Source organism: Shewanella subflava (genome assembly GCF_025971955.1).
Lineage (GTDB): Bacteria > Pseudomonadota > Gammaproteobacteria > Enterobacterales > Shewanellaceae > Shewanella > Shewanella subflava.
Genome location: NZ_JAPDMX010000024.1, coordinates 37,312 through 59,003, shown reverse-complemented (window position 1 = coordinate 59,003; position 21,692 = coordinate 37,312). Strand labels below are relative to the sequence as shown.

Annotated in this window: 20 protein-coding genes; 11 read left to right on the top strand and 9 right to left on the bottom strand. The window is 42.1% G+C overall.

Features of this window, described 5'->3' with window-relative positions; all coding sequences use genetic code 11:
- Positions 1-142: 142 nt before the first annotated feature.
- The 5 genes from coaBC to folE all read left to right on the top strand — a co-directional run bounded on the left by coaBC (position 143) and on the right by folE (position 5,351).
- Positions 143-1,336: a bifunctional phosphopantothenoylcysteine decarboxylase/phosphopantothenate--cysteine ligase CoaBC gene (coaBC, locus tag OHT75_RS09410; protein WP_264726226.1), complete on the top strand. Its 1,194-nt coding sequence runs from the start codon at positions 143-145 to the stop codon at positions 1,334-1,336.
- The gene (gene dut, locus OHT75_RS09405) at positions 1,333-1,791 is read left to right on the top strand and encodes a dUTP diphosphatase (RefSeq protein WP_264726225.1); all 459 of its coding nucleotides are present in this window, start codon (positions 1,333-1,335) and stop codon (positions 1,789-1,791) included. The genes coaBC and dut overlap by 4 nt, the downstream gene beginning before the upstream one ends.
- A 36-nt stretch (positions 1,792-1,827) precedes the next feature.
- Positions 1,828-2,421: a nucleoid occlusion factor SlmA gene (gene slmA, locus OHT75_RS09400; RefSeq protein WP_188842172.1), complete on the top strand. Its 594-nt coding sequence runs from the start codon at positions 1,828-1,830 to the stop codon at positions 2,419-2,421.
- 156 nt (positions 2,422-2,577) lie between these two features.
- Positions 2,578-4,527: a S9 family peptidase gene (locus OHT75_RS09395; RefSeq protein WP_264726224.1), complete on the top strand. Its 1,950-nt coding sequence runs from the start codon at positions 2,578-2,580 to the stop codon at positions 4,525-4,527.
- Positions 4,528-4,700: 173 nt separating this feature from the next.
- Positions 4,701-5,351, top strand: coding sequence for a GTP cyclohydrolase I FolE (gene folE / locus OHT75_RS09390; RefSeq protein ID WP_261297728.1), 651 nt, complete (start codon positions 4,701-4,703; stop codon positions 5,349-5,351).
- A gap of 78 nt (positions 5,352-5,429) precedes the next feature.
- Here the strand turns inward: folE and pyrE are convergent, their stop codons facing one another.
- A complete protein-coding gene (gene pyrE / locus OHT75_RS09385) occupies positions 5,430-6,071 on the bottom strand; it encodes an orotate phosphoribosyltransferase (RefSeq protein WP_264726223.1) in 642 nt (213 codons plus the stop codon).
- Positions 6,072-6,142: 71 nt separating this feature from the next.
- Positions 6,143-6,856, bottom strand: coding sequence for a ribonuclease PH (rph, locus tag OHT75_RS09380; RefSeq protein WP_188842163.1), 714 nt, complete (start codon positions 6,854-6,856; stop codon positions 6,143-6,145).
- 168 nt (positions 6,857-7,024) lie between these two features.
- On the opposite strand from rph, the gene OHT75_RS09375 reads away from it, so the two are divergent.
- Entirely contained in the window at positions 7,025-7,888 is an 864-nt protein-coding gene (locus tag OHT75_RS09375) for a YicC/YloC family endoribonuclease (RefSeq protein ID WP_188842161.1), read from the top strand.
- Between the two features lie 71 nt (positions 7,889-7,959).
- Here the strand turns inward: OHT75_RS09375 and rpoH are convergent, their stop codons facing one another.
- The 4 genes from rpoH to ftsY form a co-directional block, all read right to left on the bottom strand.
- Entirely contained in the window at positions 7,960-8,820 is an 861-nt protein-coding gene (rpoH, locus tag OHT75_RS09370) for an RNA polymerase sigma factor RpoH (protein WP_188842142.1), read from the bottom strand.
- Between the two features lie 274 nt (positions 8,821-9,094).
- Positions 9,095-10,060 (bottom strand): permease-like cell division protein FtsX, encoded by a 966-nt coding sequence (gene ftsX, locus OHT75_RS09365; protein ID WP_264726222.1) that lies wholly within the window; start codon positions 10,058-10,060, stop codon positions 9,095-9,097.
- Positions 10,060-10,746, bottom strand: coding sequence for a cell division ATP-binding protein FtsE (ftsE, locus tag OHT75_RS09360; RefSeq protein WP_264726221.1), 687 nt, complete (start codon positions 10,744-10,746; stop codon positions 10,060-10,062). The genes ftsX and ftsE overlap by 1 nt, the downstream gene beginning before the upstream one ends.
- A gap of 3 nt (positions 10,747-10,749) precedes the next feature.
- Positions 10,750-12,330 (bottom strand): signal recognition particle-docking protein FtsY, encoded by a 1,581-nt coding sequence (gene ftsY / locus OHT75_RS09355; protein WP_264726220.1) that lies wholly within the window; start codon positions 12,328-12,330, stop codon positions 10,750-10,752.
- A gap of 179 nt (positions 12,331-12,509) precedes the next feature.
- Here ftsY and rsmD point away from each other — a divergent pair, with 179 nt between their 5' ends.
- Both rsmD and OHT75_RS09345 read left to right on the top strand, forming a co-directional pair.
- Positions 12,510-13,091 (top strand): 16S rRNA (guanine(966)-N(2))-methyltransferase RsmD, encoded by a 582-nt coding sequence (gene rsmD, locus OHT75_RS09350; RefSeq protein WP_264726219.1) that lies wholly within the window; start codon positions 12,510-12,512, stop codon positions 13,089-13,091.
- Positions 13,092-13,094: 3 nt separating this feature from the next.
- The gene (locus OHT75_RS09345; RefSeq protein WP_264726218.1) at positions 13,095-13,364 is read left to right on the top strand and encodes a DUF1145 domain-containing protein; all 270 of its coding nucleotides are present in this window, start codon (positions 13,095-13,097) and stop codon (positions 13,362-13,364) included.
- Between the two features lie 247 nt (positions 13,365-13,611).
- Here OHT75_RS09345 and OHT75_RS09340 read toward each other — a convergent pair whose 3' ends face one another.
- The 3 genes from OHT75_RS09340 to plsB all read right to left on the bottom strand — a co-directional run bounded on the left by OHT75_RS09340 (position 13,612) and on the right by plsB (position 18,358).
- A complete protein-coding gene (locus tag OHT75_RS09340) occupies positions 13,612-14,175 on the bottom strand; it encodes a NapC/NirT family cytochrome c (RefSeq protein ID WP_264726217.1) in 564 nt (187 codons plus the stop codon).
- A gap of 503 nt (positions 14,176-14,678) precedes the next feature.
- Positions 14,679-15,935 carry a tryptophan permease gene (gene mtr / locus OHT75_RS09335; protein ID WP_264726216.1) on the bottom strand — a complete coding sequence of 419 codons (1,257 nt, stop codon included), beginning with the start codon at positions 15,933-15,935 and terminating at the stop codon, positions 14,679-14,681.
- Positions 15,935-18,358: a glycerol-3-phosphate 1-O-acyltransferase PlsB gene (plsB, locus tag OHT75_RS09330; protein ID WP_264726215.1), complete on the bottom strand. Its 2,424-nt coding sequence runs from the start codon at positions 18,356-18,358 to the stop codon at positions 15,935-15,937. Before plsB ends, mtr begins: the two co-directional genes overlap by 1 nt.
- Positions 18,359-18,608: 250 nt before the next feature.
- Here plsB and lexA point away from each other — a divergent pair, with 250 nt between their 5' ends.
- The 3 genes from lexA (at position 18,609) to coxB (ending at position 21,684) form a co-directional block, all read left to right on the top strand.
- Positions 18,609-19,226 carry a transcriptional repressor LexA gene (lexA, locus tag OHT75_RS09325; protein WP_264726214.1) on the top strand — a complete coding sequence of 206 codons (618 nt, stop codon included), beginning with the start codon at positions 18,609-18,611 and terminating at the stop codon, positions 19,224-19,226.
- On the top strand, positions 19,223-19,741 hold the full coding sequence (locus OHT75_RS09320) for a cell division inhibitor SulA (protein WP_264726213.1): 519 nt from the start codon (positions 19,223-19,225) through the stop codon (positions 19,739-19,741). Before lexA ends, OHT75_RS09320 begins: the two co-directional genes overlap by 4 nt.
- A 389-nt stretch (positions 19,742-20,130) precedes the next feature.
- Entirely contained in the window at positions 20,131-21,684 is a 1,554-nt protein-coding gene (coxB, locus tag OHT75_RS09315; protein ID WP_264726212.1) for a cytochrome c oxidase subunit II, read from the top strand.
- Positions 21,685-21,692 lie beyond the last annotated feature (8 nt).

Sequence of the window (21,692 nt, the reverse complement as noted above, 5' to 3'; positions counted from 1 at the left end):
TGTTTTAAGTTACCCTTTTTCCATTTAAATTAATGGCTGTCACAAAACAGTATGGTCGAATATTTTGATAATGGATCTTCACCCACTTTCGATTGCTTTGTGGTATCGTTAGCCGCATTAGGATTTGAAGTGAATTTTACCCATGCTGACAGATAAGAAAGTTTTATTAGGTATTGGTGGTGGTATAGCCGCATATAAAAGTGCCGATTTGATTCGTCGCTTAAAAGAACGCGGTGCAGATGTGCGCGTGATCATGACGCAAAGCGCAATGGAGTTTATCACCCCATTGACGATTCAGGCACTTTCAGGCCATCCCGTGGCGGCAGATTTACTCGATCCCGCGGCTGAAGCGGCGATGGGGCATATTGAGCTAGCCCGTTGGGCTGATGTGGTGCTCCTTGCCCCGGCAACAGCCAACTTAATTGCTCGCATTAATGCAGGCATGGCTGATGACTTACTGACAACCACCTGTTTAGCCACAAGCGCGCCTGTGATTATCTGTCCTGCGATGAATCAGCAGATGTATCAAAATATCGCGACTCAAGAAAATTTAGCTAACTTAAGCCGAAAAGGGTTCACTTTATGGGGCCCCGCCACAGGCAGCCAAGCTTGCGGTGAAATAGGCCCTGGGCGAATGTTAGAGCCTTTGGTTATTGCCGAGCATTTAGATCAATTTTTTACCCCCAAAATACTCGCAGGCAAAAAACTATTGTTAACTGCTGGCCCTACCCGAGAGGCTATTGACCCTGTCAGATACATATCTAATCATAGTTCAGGAAAAATGGGCTTTGCGCTAGCACAAGCAGCTGCAGAAATGGGCGCTGAAGTGACCTTAGTATCTGGGCCGGTAAGTTTGGCCACGCCGGCAAATGTGGCACGCATTAATGTTGACTCTGCACAGCAGATGCTCTCAGTCGTCATGGAACACATCAGCCCGCAAGATATCTTTATTGGTTGCGCAGCTGTCGCCGACTATCGCTTTGCCGATGTGGCCACAGAAAAAATGAAAAAAACAGCAGAGCAAATGCAGCTTTCGTTGATACGTAATCCAGACATTTTAGCAACGGTGGCAGCCTTGGCAGATAAACCTTTCACGGTCGGTTTTGCAGCTGAAACCAATCATGTCGAGCAATACGCAAAAGGCAAACTAACGCGCAAGAAACTTGATATGATCGCAGCGAACGATGTATCGGTTCAAGGCTTAGGATTTAATGCCGATAATAATGCGTTGCAAGTATTTTGGCCAAATGGCCAACAGACATTACCAACAACGGATAAATTGTCATTAGCGCGTCAACTACTTACTTTAATTAATCAGCAGTTACCCACAAAATGAAAACACCTATTGAACTAAAAATACTCGACTCGCGTATCGGTAGTGAGTTCCCACTTCCTGCCTATGCAACCCCTGGCAGTGCGGGAATGGATTTACGCGCTATGATAGATACCACCATGGTTATCGCACCTGGTGAAACAGTATTAATCCCTACAGGTATTGCTGTACACGTTGCCGACCCCAGCCTTGCTGCCGTGATTTTACCGCGTTCAGGCCTAGGCCATAAACACGGTATCGTATTGGGTAATTTAGTTGGCCTCATCGATTCTGATTATCAAGGCCCATTAATGGTCTCTTGCTGGAATAGAAGCAATAACCCTTTTACCTTAGAAATCGGTGATCGTTTAGCGCAACTTGTCTTTGTTCCTGTGGTACAGGCACATTTTACATTAGTAGATGAATTTAATAGCTCAGATCGTGGTGAAGGCGGATTTGGTCATTCAGGCACCAAGTAATCTTCATAAGTAGTCACTGAGTTAAGGAAAATAAGAATGGCGGAAAGCCCAAAAATCAATCGTCGCGAACACATTCTACAATGTTTAGCCCAAATGTTAGAAACCAGCCCAGGCCAACGTATTACCACGGCGAAGTTAGCTGCCGAAGTAGGTGTATCGGAAGCGGCGCTGTATCGTCATTTTCCAAGCAAAGCCAGAATGTTTGAAGGATTGATTGAGTTTATTGAAGATGCTCTTTTATCTCGCTTGAATATCATCATGGATGAAGAAAAAGACACCATGAAACGCTGCCAGTTAGTACTGCATCTTTTATTAGTATTTTCTGAACGTAACCCGGGTATTTCAAGAGTACTCAATGGTGATGCATTATTGGGTGAGAATGAACGTTTACGCAGTCGCATCAGTGTATTATTTGCAAAAATCGAAACCCAAATTAAGCAAATTTTACGTGAAAAAACCTTACGTGAAGGCCATGGATTTAACCTAGATGAAGCCATTTTAGCTAACTTATTACTGGCCTTTGCAGAAGGTAGAATTTCGCAATTTGTCCGCAGTGAGTTTAAACAAAAACCAACGCAACACTTTGATGAGCAATGGACCTTTATTCAGCAGCAATTGTTGAGAAGCTAGCCAGCATTAGGGCTATATGCAATGTGTATGTAGCTCTAGTTTCCTCCCTATATCCGCTTAATCTAATTGAATAATTAATCCACAACTCTTGCCCCATAAATTCAGATAAAATACAATGTTGTTACATTTTTAACATTTATTACACGGACTGTATTTATGCTGCGCATTTTATACCTCACTTGCTGTTTGTTTATTTTATTCGCCCCCCATACTTTTGCCTCGCCATCAATTAAAGACTTCAGTGCTTATTCAGAGTTTTCAGAAGTAAAAATTTCACCCGATGGTAAGCATCTAGGTGTCATTCTTATCGAGGATGAAAAGCGCACATTACTGATTTTAAACCTCGAAAAAATGCAACCTACCTACGCTGTAAAATTTAATGGCGAAGAAGAAGTGGGCAGTTATTACTGGGTCAATGATGAACGGATTGTCTTACAAAAACTCTATAAGAAACCTCGTCAAGAATCATCTGTTTATTACGGTGAGCTTTTAGCTGTTAACTACGATGGCAGTAAATCAAAATACTTGTTTGGCTATAATGGCCGGGGAAGCTCAGGCAGTGCTAACATGTCTGATAACGAGTCTATTCAGGCAAGTGCATTTGTATTAGATACCTTAAAAGATGATGATAAATACATTTATGTGATGGCTTATCCTTGGAATAGTCTCAACTATGTATATACCCTTGTTTACAAAGTAAACGTCTATTCAGGCAAACGCAAGCGCATCACCACCTCCCCTGTCGCTAACGCTAGTTTTTTAGTAGATAACAATGAAGAAGTGCGTTTTAGCTTTGCTCGTGATAGCAAAAATAATGACCAATTATTTTATTATGATAATAACGAATGGATTGATGCCAGCAGAATTAAAGGCGATCTAACTGATTTTTATCCTATTTCATTTACCGAAGACAACAAATCAATTTACGCGATAGCCAATAGCGAAGGCAATACTCGCGCTATTTATGAAGTTGAACTTGCTAGCGCTAAACATCAAAAAATTATTCAGCATGATATTGTCGATCCATTGAAGACTTGGATAAGTGATCAAACCAACACGCTTTACGCGGTTGAATTTGAAAATGGTTACCCTGAATATCGCTTCGTCGACACAGAAAGCAATAAAGCCAAAGCATTACAGCAACTTATGGCTGCAATTCCAGATCACCGCATCCGTATTGTCAGTGAAACCATCAACGGTAATACCCTTATTGTCATGGCAATGAATGATAAAAACTCAGGTGACTATTACTTATTTGACCGTCAAAACCTCAAGTTAAAGTTTCTATTCGCAGGAAATGCCGCACTTGACCCTAATGAGATGTCAGAAGTTCGCCCTATTAGCTTCGTCAATCGTGATGGTGTAACCATTCATGGTTATTTAACCTTACCGCGTGGTATTGAACATAAAAACATGCCATTGGTGGTTAATCCACATGGTGGACCGCACGGCCCTCGCGATTTATGGGTATTTAACCCAGAAAATCAATTATTAGCCCAAAACGGCATTGCGGTATTGCAAGTGAATTTCCGTGGTTCAGGTGGATATGGAATTGATTTTGAGGAGTCTGGTTATCGTGCATGGGGAAGTAAAATTCAACATGACATTCTTGATGCAACACAATATGCAATAGATCAAGGTTATGCCGACAAAAACAGAGTGTGTGTCTCTGGTGCGAGTTTTGGTGGATATTCTGCCTTAATGAGCCCAATGCTAGCACCCGACATGTTTAAATGTGCCATAGGTGTTGCTGGGGTATATGATTTAGAGCAAATGTTTGAAACTGGTGATGTTCCAGAATCATACGGCGGTAAAGCATTTTTAAAAGAAGTGCTTGGTAGTGACGTAGCGCAATTACGTGCGATGTCACCAACTCATCACGTTGATAAGCTTAAAGCCAATGTGTTATTGATTCATGGTGAAGAAGATGAACGAGCACCAATAGAACAATTTGAAGCGATGGAAAAAGCATTAAAACAAGCCAATTACCCTTACCAAAAACAAGTATGGGACAAAGAAGGACATGGTTTTTATAATGCAGAAAACCGCGCTAAATATTATGAAATTATGCTTAAGTTCTTAAAAGAAAACTTAAATGTAAAATAATTTTTTAAGTTTTAAATACCCCTCCAAAGCCGATACTTGACTAAAAAGGTCGGCTTTTCTATTTCAACAATACTATTTTAAAGTAAATAGCGTTATGATCCCCGCCCTGCTGCAGTTAGCAGCACCCTCATTTTTATCGTACACTGATGTGATACTTGTTGTTGGAGAATGTGATGGCACTATCTGAAGCCGCAAAGAAAGTTCAAGCCGCCTTAGCTGACCGAGGGCTAGAAACCCCAATGTTGCCAAAAACGTCAACACCAGAAGAGCGTAAGGTCAAAATTGAACACCACATGCGTGAAATTTTAACGCTGATGTCATTAGACTTAAGCGATGACAGCTTAGCTGACACGCCTCGCCGTATTGCGAAAATGTATGTTGATGAGATTTTTTCTGGACTCGATTATGAAAACTTCCCCAAAATCACCGTCATCGAAAACAAAATGGGCGTTGATGAAATGGTCAGGGTGCAAGACATCAGCTTAACCAGCACCTGCGAACACCACTTAGTGACCATTGATGGCTTTGCTACCGTTGCCTACCTACCACGCACCAAAATTATTGGGCTGTCTAAAATTAACCGTATTGTGCGATTTTTTGCTCAGCGCCCACAAGTGCAAGAGCGGCTAACCCAACAAGTGTTAGTCGCATTGCAAACCTTGTTAGAAACCAAAGATGTGGCCGTTAAAATGGATGCTGTGCATTATTGTGTGAAATCCCGTGGCGTGATGGATTCAACCAGTTCAACCACCACTACGGCGTTAGGTGGTATTTTCAAATCAAATCCGGCAACACGAGCTGAGTTTTTGCATCAGGTAAAATAGATAGTGCCGCAATAAAAAAGCTGCATCAATATCGCTATTGAGCAGCTTTTTTAATAATCAACATCATGGTGAAATCGATTAAATCCCGTATTGTTGGCGATAAGCGCTGACTGACGCCAATTCAGCTTCCATGCCAGGCTTTTCAGATAAGTAATTAATCAAATCTGATAGTTTGATAATGGACACAATGTCACAACCAAAATCACGCTCAACTTCTTGAATAGCAGACAATTCGCCTTTGCCTTTTTCTTGACGGTCTAGCGCAATCAATACCCCAGCAAGCTCAGCGTTATGGGCATTAATAATATCCATAGACTCACGAATTGCAGTACCAGCGGTGATCACATCATCAACTAACATGACTTTGCCTTTTAGCTCGCTTCCCACAAGGCTGCCACCTTCACCATGGGTTTTCACTTCCTTACGATTAAAGCAATATGGCACATCTTTATCATGGTGATCGCAAAGCGCCACAGCCGTTGTTGTTGCAATCGGAATACCTTTGTAAGCTGGGCCAAACAACAAATCAAACTCGATACCCGCATCCATTAATGCGGCGGCGTAAAAGCGTCCTAAGCGGGCTAAATCCTTGCCTGTATTAAACAATCCAGCATTAAAAAAATACGGGCTAGTACGACCTGATTTTAAGGTGAACTCACCAAAACGTAATACTTGGCGTTCTAGGGCAAATTCAATAAACTCGCGTTGATAAGCTTTCACTTTTAATCCTCTTTTGACTATTTTTACTTAAAAAAAGGGACCGTAAACGGTCCCTGATTTTGGAATTGATTTTAGCTCAATGCCGCTTTTTGCACATCGACAATTTCACGAATACTGTTTTTAGCTAGTCCAAGCAGCTCAATTAGCTCTTCATGGCTAAATGGCTCACCTTCTGCAGTTCCCTGAATTTCAATAATCTTGCCTGTTTCTGTCATCACAACATTCATGTCAGTTTCAGCAGCACTATCTTCGATATACTCTAAATCGCTGATAGCCTCACCTTCAAAAATACCCACGCTCACCGCAGCAATTAAAAACTTAAGTGGATTGGCTTTAATAATGCCTTTACCACGTGCCCAGTTTAAGGCATCAACTAAAGCAACACAGGCTCCAGTAATCGCCGCGGTACGTGTACCGCCATCAGCTTGAATAACATCACAATCAATAACAATGGTATTTTCGCCTAGAAGCTTCATATCTACTGCAGCACGTAACGAACGACCGATAAGACGTTGGATCTCTTGTGTACGACCAGATTGCTTACCGCGGGCAGCTTCTCGATCCATACGGCTATGGGTTGAACGCGGTAACATGCCATATTCAGCAGTGACCCAACCTTGACCTTGACCTTTTAAAAAGCGCGGTACACCTTCAGTAAAACTGGCGGTACAAAGTACTTTAGTATCACCAAACTCAACCAGCACAGAACCTTCTGCATGGGCAGTAAAGTTACGGGTAATAGTTATAGGGCGAGTTTGAGCGGGTGTACGATTGCTTGGGCGCATGAAAAGTCCTGTAGTCGAATTCGTATTAAATTTGGGACGATATTATAGTCGTATAAGCTTACATATGCCATGCAAAGGCATCATTCTGTGAACGAATCCTTTAACCCAGAGCAATAAAACCGCTATAATTGCTAATCAATTTGATTAATAACACATATAGGACACTTAATGATCCAAAGCATGACAGCGTACGCTCGCATCGAGCACAAAGCACAATGGGGCACAGCCTCTTGGGAAATTCGTTCAGTAAATCAGCGTTATTTAGAAACCTACTTACGCTTGCCAGAACAGTTTCGTAGCTTTGAACCTGTACTGCGAGATCGTCTGCGTAAACGCCTAAACCGCGGTAAAGTAGAAGTGAACCTACGTTATGAATTAGCCGACAATAGCAGTAATGAATTACAGCTAAACCAAGATCTTGCCAAGCAATTACTTAATGCCGCTAACTGGCTAAAACAAGAAGCCGGCCAAGGTGAATTAAGCCTTACTGACGTATTGCGTTGGCCTGGAGTGTTGGCATCGGCTGAACAGGACATGGATTCGATTGGCGCAGAGCTGATGAAAGCCTTTGATAGCGCCATAGATCAATTTATTGAAGCGCGAGGCCGTGAAGGGTCTGCCATAAAAGACATGCTGCTTACGCGCTTAGATGGTGTCATGGAGCAAGTCAATATAGTGCGTGAGCACATGCCAACAGTCATGCAATATCAACGGGAAAAGTTAACCAACCGCCTAGCAGAAATTCAAGGCGAACTAGACCCAGCCCGTATTGAGCAAGAAATGGTATTACTGGCTCAAAAACAAGATGTGGCCGAAGAGATGGACAGGTTAGAAGCCCATGTCACTGAAGCACGCAGAATCCTTAAAAAAGGCGGAAGTGAAGGTCGTCGTTTAGACTTTATGATGCAAGAGTTTAACCGCGAATCAAACACCCTAGCGTCAAAATCAATCAGCGCAGAAATCACTTCAGCAGCTGTCGAGCTAAAAGTACTTATAGAGCAAATGCGCGAGCAGATCCAGAACGTAGAATAAGTTTTCTGTTTTAGCGCCTCAAATACAAAAAAACCTGCCGTGGCAGGTTTTTTTATTGATAATAAGGAAGGTTAGATATCCATACAGCTTTTAAGCTTGTTCATGGCATTTTTTTCTAACTGTCTAATGCGCTCTGCTGATACTTGGTAAGTATCGGCAAGCTCTTGCAATGTGACTTTATCATCATCTAACCAACGTGAACGCAAAATGTGCTGACTGCGTTCATCTAAGGTTTTAATGGCGGATAATAATCGATTCTGCGAATCTGATTCCCAGTTATCATCTTCAATGTTCTGAGCAACGTCTGAAGAATGATCTTCTAAATACAAAGCGGGAGCAAAATCGGTTGCGTCATCATCACTGTCATTCGTTAAATCAAATGCAGGATCTTGAGCCGCCATGCGCGATTCCATTTCGGTCACATCAGACTTAGATACGCCTAAGTTTTCAGCCACCATTGCGACTTCTTCTTCGCTAAACCAACCTAAACGATTTTTAGATTTACGAATGTTGAAGAATAATTTTCTTTGCGCTTTAGTGGTTGCGACTTTCACGATACGCCAATTTTTTAAGACATATTCATGAATTTCAGCTTTAATCCAGTGAACAGCAAATGACACTAGACGAACGCCAACATCGGGATCAAAACGTTTTACCGCCTTCATCAAACCAACGTTGCCTTCTTGAATTAAATCCGCTTGTGGTAGCCCATAGCCTGAATAGCCTTTGGCGATGTGCGCAACAAAGCGCAAATGCGACATAATTAGTTGTTTAGCCGCTTGAAGATCGCCGGTTTCTTGTAAACGCTTGGCAAGATCAAATTCCGTCTTAGCATCTAACATTTCAATTTTAGATACTGACTGAATGTAAGCTTCTATGCTACCACTGCTTTGTGGTAACGCTAGCGCCATTGATTGCGTTTGATAAGTCATTCGCTCTCCTACTACTTCTTTGGACAAAACATGCTATCAATCTTGAAATTAAATGAAATAAGTTAAAAAAGTTACAAAATAATAGCTAATGAATCTACGTTATTTAAGACATCTTATGTCAAAAATAGTTCATTCAAGATGCTATTTAACCCGTTAATGCACGACTTTGCAAGTAAACAAAATTTCATATGCGTGCTATTACCCGATTAACGCTATCGCTTATTCCAATTAGAGTATTTAAATGTTTGAGTTTATTAAAAACACATCAAGAATATTATGAGGGCTCAATTTTACGTAAGTGTTGACGCACCGACAGATACGATCCCAGCCAGCCTAAAAATGATGCCAATAAGACTAGCTCACCCAGTTCAGCAAAGGTCAACGACTCTATACTTAACTGACTGCCATATAACCCCATCAAATCCGCTAATGCGCCATCTAAATACCACACCAACAAATTGATAATCAGCCAAGCCAATAACCCTCCGATAACCCCATACCAAATGCCGGTATAAAGAAAAGGTCGTTGAATGAAGGCTTCAGTTGCCCCCACTAACTTCATGATTTCAATTTCGGTTCGACGATTCATAATGGCCAAGCGAATCGTGTTACCGATGACCAAAACGACGGCTAGCACCAATAATGCCGCAATGGCTAAAACGGTTTTTTCAAGTAAACGCACCAACGCTTGTAAACGCTCAAGCCATTCTATGTCTAAACGACCAAAGCTGACCTCTGGCTCACGCTCTAATTTACGCAGAAGCTCGCGAGCACCTGTAGGGCTTGAATACTTTAACGAGGGAGTGACACTGACAACCGCTGGCAACGGGTTTTCATCTAAATAGGATAACGCCTCACCAAATCCTGATAAGCGCTGAAACTCTTCCAAGGCTTGTTCGCGACTAATGTATTCAACAGAGTCGACTTCACGAAATGACTTTATCCGTGAAATTAAACTTTGAATAGACTGCTCGCTTCGCCCCTCATTAATGAAAAGCGATATTTCGGCTGCACTGTTCCAAGATTGGGTAATATTTTCAGCATTTTTAACCAACACTTGCAATGCTGCAGGTAAGCTTAAACTCACCCCAAGTACGGCCATGGTCATAATCGATGAGACGGGGTTACGCCATAACTCCCCCATACTAGACATACCTTGCTGCACGTGACGAATAAAAAACATCACAATTCGGCCTGAGATAGGCAGCTTACTTTGGGTAATATTATTTTGCTTGGCCATTAAGCTTCACTCACTCGACTCGTTTGCTGCTCACCACCAATCATTTGCCCTTGCTTTAACGTAAATGTGCGGTATTTCATTCGTGCGATTAAGCCCAAATCATGGGTGGCGATTAATACACTGGTTCCCGCATCATGAAACGTTTCGAATAACCGTAAAATATCCATAGAAAGCTTAGGATCTAAGTTACCCGTAGGCTCATCGGCTAGCAGAATAGGCGGCTTATTCACAATCGCTCTGGCAATGCCGACTCGCTGCTGCTCACCACCTGACAACATAATAGGATTATGACGCTCTTTGCCATATAACCCGACCATATCTAACGCACCGGCAACCCTTTTCTTAATTTCGCCATGGGAGAAACCTTCAATAACTAAAGGTAACGCCACATTATCAAATACGGATTTTTCCAATAACAAATGATGATTTTGAAAAATCATCCCTATATTGCGACGCAAATAAGGCACATGTTTAGGGCTTACATTGGCAATATCATGCCCGTTGATTGACACTCTTCCTGCGGATGCGCGCTCAATAACAGTGATCAATTTAAGCAGCGTACTTTTACCGGCACCTGAATGGCCAGTTAAAAAAGCCATCTCACCTTGGCGTAGGTGAAAATTAACATCCAAAAGGGCTTTTTGCCCGCCTGGATAAACTTTACTGACCTGCTCAAATCGAATCATGGGTTATTTTTCTGCCTTTTCTTGACTAAATAATGCTTCGATAAAATCATGGGCATTAAAAGTACGTAAATCATCAATTTGTTCACCCACCCCAATATGGCGGATCGGTATATTAAATTTATCTGCAATCGCGAAAATAATACCGCCTTTCGCAGTACCATCAAGTTTACTTAATGTTATGCCGGTTACACCAACCGCTTCTTGGAAAAGCTGCGCTTGACTAATGGCATTTTGGCCAGTGCTAGCATCGAGGGTAAGCATGACTTCATGTGGTGTATTAATGTCGAGTTTTTTCATCACTCGAACCACTTTTTTCAACTCTTCCATCAAATGGCCTTTGTTCTGCAAGCGGCCCGCGGTGTCTGCAATTAATACATCAACTTTGCGCGCTTTAGCGGCTTGTAAAGCATCAAAAAGCACCGATGCGCTATCTGCACCAGTATGTTGAGCGACGACCGGGATGTTATTGCGCTGCCCCCACACTTGCAACTGCTCAACAGCCGCAGCACGGAACGTATCACCCGCAGCTAACATGACAGATTTGCCTTGATTTTGGTACTGTTTTGCTAATTTGCCTATGGTGGTAGTTTTACCCACACCGTTAACGCCCACCATTAATATCACAAAAGGGCCTTCGGCATTATCAGGCACTAATGGTATGGCAACAGGCTCTAACATCTTGTGCATTTCATCGCGCATAAGCTCATAAAGTGCTTCAGCATTTTTCAACTGTTTGCGTGATGCTTGCTCCGTTAGGCTTTTTATTAGCTTGTTGGTGGTTTCAACACCTACATCAGCGATTAACAGTTGTTCTTCAAGCTCTTCAAATAAATCATCGTCGATTTTCTTACCTCGGAATAATCCGATAAAGCCTGAACCAATGTTTTCACTCGTGCGCATTAAACCGCGCTTTAAACGGGCGAACATGCCTTCTTTTTTCGGCTTTTCCTGTGGCTCCGGCTCAACCTGGGTAACCACGCCTTGGGCGGAATCTTCTGCAGCCTGCGCTTCAGCGGAAATACGGGCATCTTCCAAAGCCTTAGCTTCTGCTGCAATGCGGGCATCTTCTAAAGCCTTAGCTTCAGCTGCAATGCGGGCATCTTCTAAAGCCTTAGCTTCTGCTGCAATACGGGCATCTTCTAAAGCCTTAGCTTCAGCTGCAATACGGGCATCTTCTAAAGCCTTGGCTTCTGCTGCAATGCGAGCATCTTCTAAAGCCTTAGCTTCTGCTGCAATACGGGCATCTTCTAAAGCCTTAGCTTCAGCTGTAATACGGGCATCTTCTAAAGCCTTAGCTTCAGCTGCAATGCGGGCATCTTCTAAAGCCTTAGCTTCAGCTGCAATGCGGGCATCTTCCAAAGCCTTAGCTTCTGCCGCAACACGGGCATCCTCTAAAGCCTTAGCTTCAGCAGCAATACGGGCATCTTCTAAAGCCTTGGCTTCTGCGGCAATACGTGCCTCTTCTTCACTTGTCAGTGATGGCGTATCTTGGATTACATCTTGAGTTGTTTCTTTAGAAACCTGTTCAACGTCTTGCTCACTCTTATCTTTACGAAACCAAGAGAAAAAACCTTTCTTTGCCATGTTTGCTACCAGTGCTCAATATAAAAATAGGATCAATTACAGCTAATTTTGCTCGCCAATATAGGGTATTGGAGAATACTCAGTAATTTTGCTGAGTTTAATATAAAATATCAGCTGTTTAAGGTGAGCATAGTCTACCACTTTCTTTTTCTTTGTTCAGGCAAAATCACGAGGAACACATGGCGCGACAAAATACCAGTAGCGGGCAAGTCAGAATTATTTCAGGACAGTGGCGTTCTCGTAAGCTTCCCATCCATGATTTAGAAGGTTTACGCCCAACCACTGACCGTGTGCGAGAAACACTGTTTAACTGGTTATCAACCGATATTCGTGGTGCCAGAGTATTAGACTGCTTTGCGGGAAGCGGCGCATTAAGTTTTGAGTCTTTATCGCGTTATGCTGATTTTGCCTTGATGTTTGAATTGCAAAAAAGCGCAGCTAATCAATTAACTAAAAATCTTCAAACCTTAAATTGCACCAATGCGAAAGTGGTTAATGGAGATAGCTTACAATTATTAACCAAAGGCACAGACACAGGTTTTGACGTGGTGTTTATTGACCCTCCGTTTCGTAAAGGATTAGCAAAAAAGGCGATTGAGCTTTTGATGGCCCATAATTGGCTAAATGATGATGCCCTGATCTATCTTGAAACCGAAAATGATATTGCTGATATTGTGTTCCCTGCCAGTTGGCAACCATTAAAAGAAAAAAAGGCCGGTCAAGTCAGTTATCGCTTGTTTAATTATCAAGCTGAGAGTTAATTGATGAGCCAACTGATTAAGTGTGGTTATGTCACCACAGCAATGGCTTGGTTAGTTATGATTTATAATCTAGCCTACCCGTTTGAAGGTTTAATTGGCTTAGCTTTAACGATATTGTTGCTGCTGACCGTCATAATGCACGCTTTACAAATGGTCATTTTTCACCTGATGTTTAAAGATACGCTCACATTAAAACAAAAAGATTATATAGTGGTATGTGTTTTTGGGCTTTTTGGATTGTTAGCTTATCGGCAAAAAGTATTGCAAAAATAACCTATGATACCAATCACGATAAGTAAGTGATCAAAAATAGCGTAGGAAAAACGCTTGAGAACAAGGCAGACTTTTCGATAAGTAGTTATTCTAAAATCAAAAAATCTAACACTGTTATCGAGTGTTTTAACAAGCTAGGGTGATCAGTTATTTATTACGATTGGTATGATTACCCAGTGAAATAATAAGCATAAAAAAAAAGCCTCGTTTAATTAAACGAGGCTTTTATGTTGTCGGTTAAATCGACTTACTTTTTAGGGTAAGGATGTGCGACACCTTTATGACAATCAACACAAGTTTTTCTATCTTCAGGTGCTTTCTTGAAGTTGTTCTCGTGCATCTTCTTAGCCATTTTCTTCATATCTTCAGGCTGATTCTCATAAATACGAGTATGACAATGGCGACAGTTAGCAGAGTCATTAGCCTTGAAGTATTTTAACGCGATATCAGCTTGTTCTTTACGATTCTCATCTAACCAAGCTTGCGTGTTAAAGTCATCAATCGTTAAGAAACCATATAAGTCTTTTGATACGATAATTTTTTTGATCAAGTAATCAACTGGACCATGAGGTAAATGACAGTCTTGACACTGAACAGTCACCCCTGCGCTGCCACCACCATGGGCAGAAGCCAAAACTTCGTCTTTTAATGAATGGTTACTATGACAAGTCATACAGAATTCGTCTGTGCTTGTTGCATGTAACGTTTGCTGAGTCGCAAAGTAACCTACTACACCCAAAATCACACCAACAACAATCAGTACAATAATGGAATATTTCGCGCTTGGTTTAAATAGTGCACGCCAGTTCATCACACATCTCCGTTTTACAGAATTTTACGTTTTTTAATTTTCGGTAAGTGTAGAGTGTTTTGGCGCCAAAAAAGCAGATATGACTCTAGGTTTAAGCGCATAGGGTTATACAATTCACTTAAACTTTGAAGTCGATCAATAAATCGACCGAGTTTATTCACTCCAAACTTAAATCAAACTTAATACAAGTAAAGCCATATAACAACAAAACACAAAAAATCAACGGCATAATTGCAACGCAGATCTCAAATAGGTTATTTTTCTTGCAGTCATTAAAGCCCCTGTTGTAAAACAGGCATCGCTCGCCATGTAGGACAGCGACAAATTCACGGCGCCCGAGGCATAATAAACTCGGTTATTTTTAGCTTGCTATACGCAATGGTTTTGTCGGCTAACATGGGTTACATATCGCGCCCAAACCGGGTAAAAATAACATTATAAATGTAAGGCCCATAACGCAAAAAGTCTTCCGAAGAAGACTTTTTGCGTTCATTTTGAAGCGATTATTTATATACAGGTAAAATATCCGCCATCGCAAGCAAGTGACATATTGCCGTCACCGCGCCAAACATCACCACAATAACGATTAACGCATTACCGCCAGGGACTCTAAATCCTTGGCTATCTGGATATAACTGACGCGTTTTATACGCTAATAATGCTGGCACAATGACAGCCCAAATGGTTGCCGCTAACGCAGCAAAACCAATTGCGATTAAAAAGCCATCAGGGAACAGTAAACCCGATACCGTAGGAGGAATGAAAGTCACTGCAGCGGTTTTTAAACGCCCCGATCGTGAATCATCAAAACCAAATAAATCGGCAAGGTAATCAAATAAACCTAATGTGACCCCTAAAAACGAGGAGGCTACGGCCAAATTTGCAAACAGGGTTAATACGCGCGATAAATTTTCACTTGAAATCGACTCAGACAATGCACCGACTAACACGCCCATATTACCGCCTTGGGCAATAATTTCCGAGAATGCCCCACGGGAAATATTACCCATAGTAACCACTAACCAACAGATATAGATTACTAATGCGATTGATGTTCCTAACACTAACGCTTTTACAATAGTCTTCGCATCTTTACCGTAATACTTCACCAAACTAGGTACATTACCGTGATAACCAAAGCTGGCTAAACCAAAAGGCAATGCGGCTAACATATAGGGTAAATAGCGAGCCTCACCATCGGGTTTGAATAAACGACTAGGCTCTATTTCAATCAGCAAATTACCGGTTGCTAGAAAGAAGGTGATCACCATCCCCCCCAACATAATGGTAGTAATTCGATCAACCGCTTTGGTACTAGTTAATACAATCAGCGCTAACACTGCAGCAAACACCAAACCAGCAATACTTTGCGGAAGTTCAATACCGACAGCCTGCAAGCTATGGTTAACGATTGATCCACCACCACTGATGTAGGCGTAAGTAAGAATATACAATACAAACGCAATGGATAAACCATTAACAATACGCCAAAACTGCCCAAGCGTATCGCGGGTTAAGGTGTCAAAACTGGCACCAGGCTCAAAATGAAGATTAGCCTCTAACAGTAATAATCCCGACATCAGCATACAAAACCAAATGCCAACTAACATGATCATTGAGTAACTAAACCACATTCCAGCACCGACTACCGGCAAAGAGAACATCCCCGCACCAACAGTTGTCCCGGCAATAATCATCGCCCCGCCGACAAGCGATTTACTTTTGGTGCCATTTTTGGCCGCGTTCATATGGTTGGCCATTAACTTAAATGCTCCGCGTTAACGCTGTCTTGGATGGTTTGTTTAACCGATGAACGTAACAAGCTATTGGCATGATCACGAATACGAGAAACTTCGTCTAAGTGTTCATGACTGCTTAAATACCCTAGCTCTTTCAATTTAACACTCAAGGTATTGTATAGTTTTTTATCATAGAACTCTGGCGCGGTTATGCCGTGCAGCGCACCTAAACGTTGAGCTAATACATGGCTATCACATTCCAGTTCTGCACGTTCTAAATGAGGTTTTATAGCCAAAAGATTAAAGATAATCGCATAGCGCTGCATGGTTTCACTGACCGTTTCTGCAAGCAGTTCTAGCTGGGTTATGTTGCCTTCAACAACAGTGCAGTTATCGCCACAACTCAGAAGGTTTTCTGCCACCATCTGCGCCAATACCTGATCCACATACACTGAAATATCTTCAATCCCCATAAATAACTCAGCTTTCATCAGTGGATAGAAATCTTCCACTACAGCCAATATTTGTTCACGGTCACACTCTTCGTAGCGCACCAAGCAACTGGCTATTAACGAAGGAATAATCATTAAATGAATAATGTTATTGCGATAATAACTTAACGTGATGGCATGCTTTGGATCAAGCGCCACAATGTCACCTAATGGGTCGGTTTCGAGGGTGAACTTATTCAAAGATAAACAGTGCTCAATAATCGAAGCACCATTACCTTCGGCAACCGAGGTGTAACTAGAATAAGGCGCATTTTTTAGCAGTTTGAGATAAAAATCCAATTGACGCTCTAATTGATGACGCTCAAGTGCATTTTGCTCTGAAGCCAATAATACCAAGCTAGTTAAGGTCACTGAACTAGCTGCGGCTGCACCATTAATTTTTGTCATTACTTGATTGGCTAAAAGGTTTACCGCAGGCGTTATCCATGACGGTTTTTGTTCTGGATCTTTAGCCACTTCTTCACGCCAATCTGGAGCCTGTTGCTTTAAAAAGTTTTGTAAATTGATCGGTTCACCAAAGTTAACATAACCTTGACCAAAATTACGTAATTTTCTAATAGCACCAAATACTTGCCAAACAGATTCTTTTTCTTTTTTCTTGCCGCTTAATTCTTTGTGGTAAGTCGCCACTTCCATCACGTGGTCATAACCCAAATAAACCGGCACTAAGGTGACAGGACGTTCAATACCGCGCAAGACACTATTGATTGTCATTGCCAACATCCCCGTTTTAGGTGCTAATAATCTTCCGGTGCGTGAGCGCCCACCCTCGGTAAAGTATTCGACTGAATAGCCTTTAGCGAAAAGCTGATCTAAATATTCACGGAAAATAGCAGTATATAACTTGTTGCCGTTAAAGCTGCGGCGAATAAAGAATGCACCACCACGGCGGAACATTGGGCCTGCAGGCCAAAAATTAAGGTTAATACCGGCGGCAATATGCGGAGGCACCATGCCTTGATAATACAAAATGTAAGACAGTAACAAATAATCCATATGGCTACGATGACAAGGCACATAGACAATTTCATGGCCATCGTGATGCAGCTGACGCACTTGTTCGGCGCCTTTAATGTTAATACCGCTGTAGAGCTTGTTCCAAAGCCAAGTAAGGAAACGCTCGGCAATGCGCACTAAACTGTCAGAATAATCTGCAGCGATTTCATCCAAATATTCAATCGCAGTTTCACGCGCCTTTTCTTTCGATATCTTTTTATTAGCCGCCTCTTCTTCAATCGCTTTAATGATGGATTCAGATGCTAATAGTGAAGCAAACATGGCTTGACGGTTCGGTAATTGTGGCCCCGTCATCACTTTGCGTTGACGACGAAAATGCACACGCGCAACCCGAATTAACTTATGCGCAATAGCTTTATCAGTACCGTGCTCATCGGCCATGTAACGTAATGACATCGCATTAGAAAACTGAACAAAGCTGTGACGCCCTAAAAATAGAATCATCAACCACTTGCGAAGCCAAGTTGGACTTTCACGTTCAAGCACCGCAGCCTTCATGGTGTCATCTTCTTTACCAGGTGTGCGCCCCCAATAAAGGCTAACAGGCACTAACTGAATATCGAGTTCAGGTTGTTGACGATGAAGGGCTAATAAACTGGTAAAACAGCTTAAAAATTTCTCACCCCCTTCACGCTTACCGATTATCGGCTTACGACCTTCTAAGCAAACCACTCGGGGCACTTTCAGTCCATCAAGTTGTAATGGCTCGTATGGGCTAGGTAATCCTAACTCATCAGTCATCTCACTTAATGCCGCAGTGTCACTGATCGACTCTGTTTTCATCACATAAACAATAGGTTTTGCTGGATCAAAATTGAGATCCGCAAACGGATCATGGGGTACCACAATGGTGTTTACCATCCATTTTTGAACCCAACGCAACAGCCTAAGTATGATTGAATCTGGTTTTGACATAGTAATATTCGCAATAACGCCCTGTTAATATGGGCGCATAGAATACCAGAAACTGGTTACCTTTCACTAACTGCTGTACAAACCAAACTCAGCTTTGCAAGCATAAAACATTTTCCACACTCCAGCCCACTGATATATATAACAAAAAATTTACATTTAATTATAAAATTAAAAAATAATTGGTGAATACTTGCGCAAACATAAACACTGTATATAATGACAGTTACTGTATAGAAAGACAGGAAACAACATGAGACCCTTAACACCACGCCAAGCTGAAATTTTAGAGCTGATTAAAAACAACATCTCTGAAACTGGGATGCCACCTACTCGTGCAGAAATTGCCACACGCCTAGGTTTTAAAAGCGCCAATGCGGCTGAAGAGCATTTAAAAGCTTTGGCTAAAAAGGGGTTTATTGAAATTATGCCAGGGACTTCTCGTGGCATTCGCCTGACCCAAGAGGATGAATCAGAAGAAAATGGCTTACCGTTAATTGGCCAAGTTGCTGCTGGCGAACCCATTTTAGCCCAAGAACATGTCGAACAATATTATCAAGTCGACCCCAATATGTTTAAGCCTGCCGCAGACTTTTTATTAAGAGTGCGTGGTGACAGCATGAAGGATATCGGTATTTTGGAAGGCGATTTATTGGCTGTGCATAAAATGCAGCAAGCCCGCAATGGTCAAGTGGTTGTTGCACGTGTTGAAGACGATGTCACAGTGAAACGATTCGAGAAAAAAGGCAATGTGGTATACCTGCATGCTGAAAATGAAGCGTATTCACCAATTGAAGTTGATTTAAGTTACCAAAGCCTAACGATAGAAGGGCTTGCTGTTGGTGTTATTCGTAATGGAGAGTGGTTATGAACAAACTAATGGGCACCGCCCCGCGTCATCCAGGTTTATGGATGGATATACCAACAACAGATATTAACCTAGCACAACCTATTACTACGCTCCAAACTCAGACTCACGGCAAAATGGAGCTAAGCCAATATGCTAGCCAATTAGCTCAATTAAGTCAGCAAGGTCGTTGGATTGTACTCATTAACCCCGCTAACATCAGTTACAAACAAATGCTGGCCAGTGCAGGGGTTAGAATGGACAGAGTGCTTTTGGTCCATACCAAAGATGAGATAGAAACCTTATGGGCAATGGAAAAAGCATTAACTAGCGGTACATCCAGTGCGGTGATCTCATGGACTCAACCTCTAGATGCTCGTGATAGTCGTCGTTTAGAGTTAGTTGCCAAAAGCGCTCGTGCGCTAGGCATTGTGATTGAAGATGCCTGCACAGACTTAAACCATGATTTAAGTGCTAAAACGATGCTTGCCAATCAAAATAATACGATTAGTAAAATTAATTTCACCTCTTTTCATTGATTGTAATTGCCGTATTTACTGAGCCCTGCCCATGCGCAGGGCTTTTTTGTACAATTTTTCAGCTAATTAGCAATAAAAGTGATCTTGATCAATGCGTGATCTACAAGTAATGTGTTTAACAAGGTTGAAACATTTTTAACCTTACTGAAACGCTACAGTCTAGATTTTATCTGACAGATAAAAGCGTCAAATCAGAATTGATAAGTTCAGTTGTAAGTACCAGCGTGGTGCACATTTAACAAAAACCAGTAAGCCGAAACGCTTACAACCACCAGGGTACTTTGGAGTCATCAAACTTTTTTGGGAACCGAAGAGTTTGCATAGAGCAGAGACTTACTGTGTGACTCTTCTTTGTAGTTGCTATTCGCAATTGGCAGAGGAGAAGTCTTGTGAAGCAATGGTTGTATTGTGTAATGGCGGTGTTACTGGCACCTCCCCTTGGGGCAAACGAAATGCCCCTCAACATGACAAAAGGTGTGACGAATATTAGTGGTCAGGTTTATGACCTCCACATGATTATTCTGTATATCTGTTGTGCGATTGGTTTAGTGGTGTTTGGGATCATGATTTATTCCATGATTTATCACCGTAAATCCAAAGGCGCTGTCGCGGCAAATTTTCATGAAAGTACCAAAGTAGAAATCGCTTGGACTATCATTCCGTTTATCATTCTTATTGGTATGGCGATTCCAGCCACTAAAACGTTAATCGCTATGGAAGATCCGTCTAATGCGGATTTAACCATTAAAATTACCGGTTCACAGTGGAAATGGCATTACAGCTATTTTAATGAAGATGTCGAATTTTATAGCATTCTAGCCACTCCCCGAGATCAAATTGAAGGTGATGAAACCAAAAGTGATACTTACTTATTAGAAGTAGATAAGCCTTTAGTTTTGCCTTTAAATCGAAAAGTGCGTTTTTTGATGACTTCGGATGATGTCATTCACTCGTGGTGGGTGCCTGCATTCGCAGTCAAAAAAGATGCGAACCCTGGTTTCATTAACGAGGCGTGGACGCGTATCGATAAAGCAGGAACTTACCGCGGCCAATGTGCTGAGCTGTGCGGTAAAGATCACGGCTTTATGCCAATTGTTGTGCAGGCATTGCCCGAAGCGGAATTCGATGCTTGGTTGCTAGACCAAAAACAACAGGCCAGTAATGCCGCAGAGGCAGCAAAAGCCGCTTTGACAGAAACACTTTCAAAAGAAGAGTTAATGGCAAAGGGTGAGCAGATTTACCTTTCTACCTGTGCGGCTTGTCACCAACCAAACGGTGCTGGCTTACCAGGTGTATTCCCATCTCTTATTGGCAGTCCAATCATTAAAGGCCCCGTTGATGGTCACATTAATATTGTCCTTCACGGTAAGCCTGGAACAGCCATGCAGTCATTTGCTAAACAATTGAGTACCAAAGATATTGCCGCGGTGGTCACCTATGAGCGGAATGCTTGGGGTAATGATTCAGGCGATGTCATTCAAGCGGTGGATGTGAGCAATGCAGCTAATGGTGGCAACGTTGATAACAGTACATCCACCACTCAACCCGTTAGTTCTGATAACCAAACAGAACCCGCTCAAACTGATGTTCAAGATGTTGTCGCAACGGTAATGCCAGTGGATTTAACCGAACTGACCCATGAAGAATTAATGACCGAAGGCTTACAAGTCTACACCTCAACTTGTGCCGCTTGCCATCAAGCCACTGGCGCAGGGTTACCTGGTGCCTTCCCATCATTGATAGGCAGCCCTGTCATTAAAGGACCTGTAGATCAGCACATTAATATCGTTCGCAATGGTAAGCCAGGTACTGCTATGCAGGCTTTCGCAAGTTCATTATCACCACGCCAAATGGCTGCTGTGATCACTTACGAGCGTAATGCATGGGGTAATAATACCGGCGATACAGTGCAAGCATCCGATGTTAATAGCCATGGACAGTAGGAGATAAT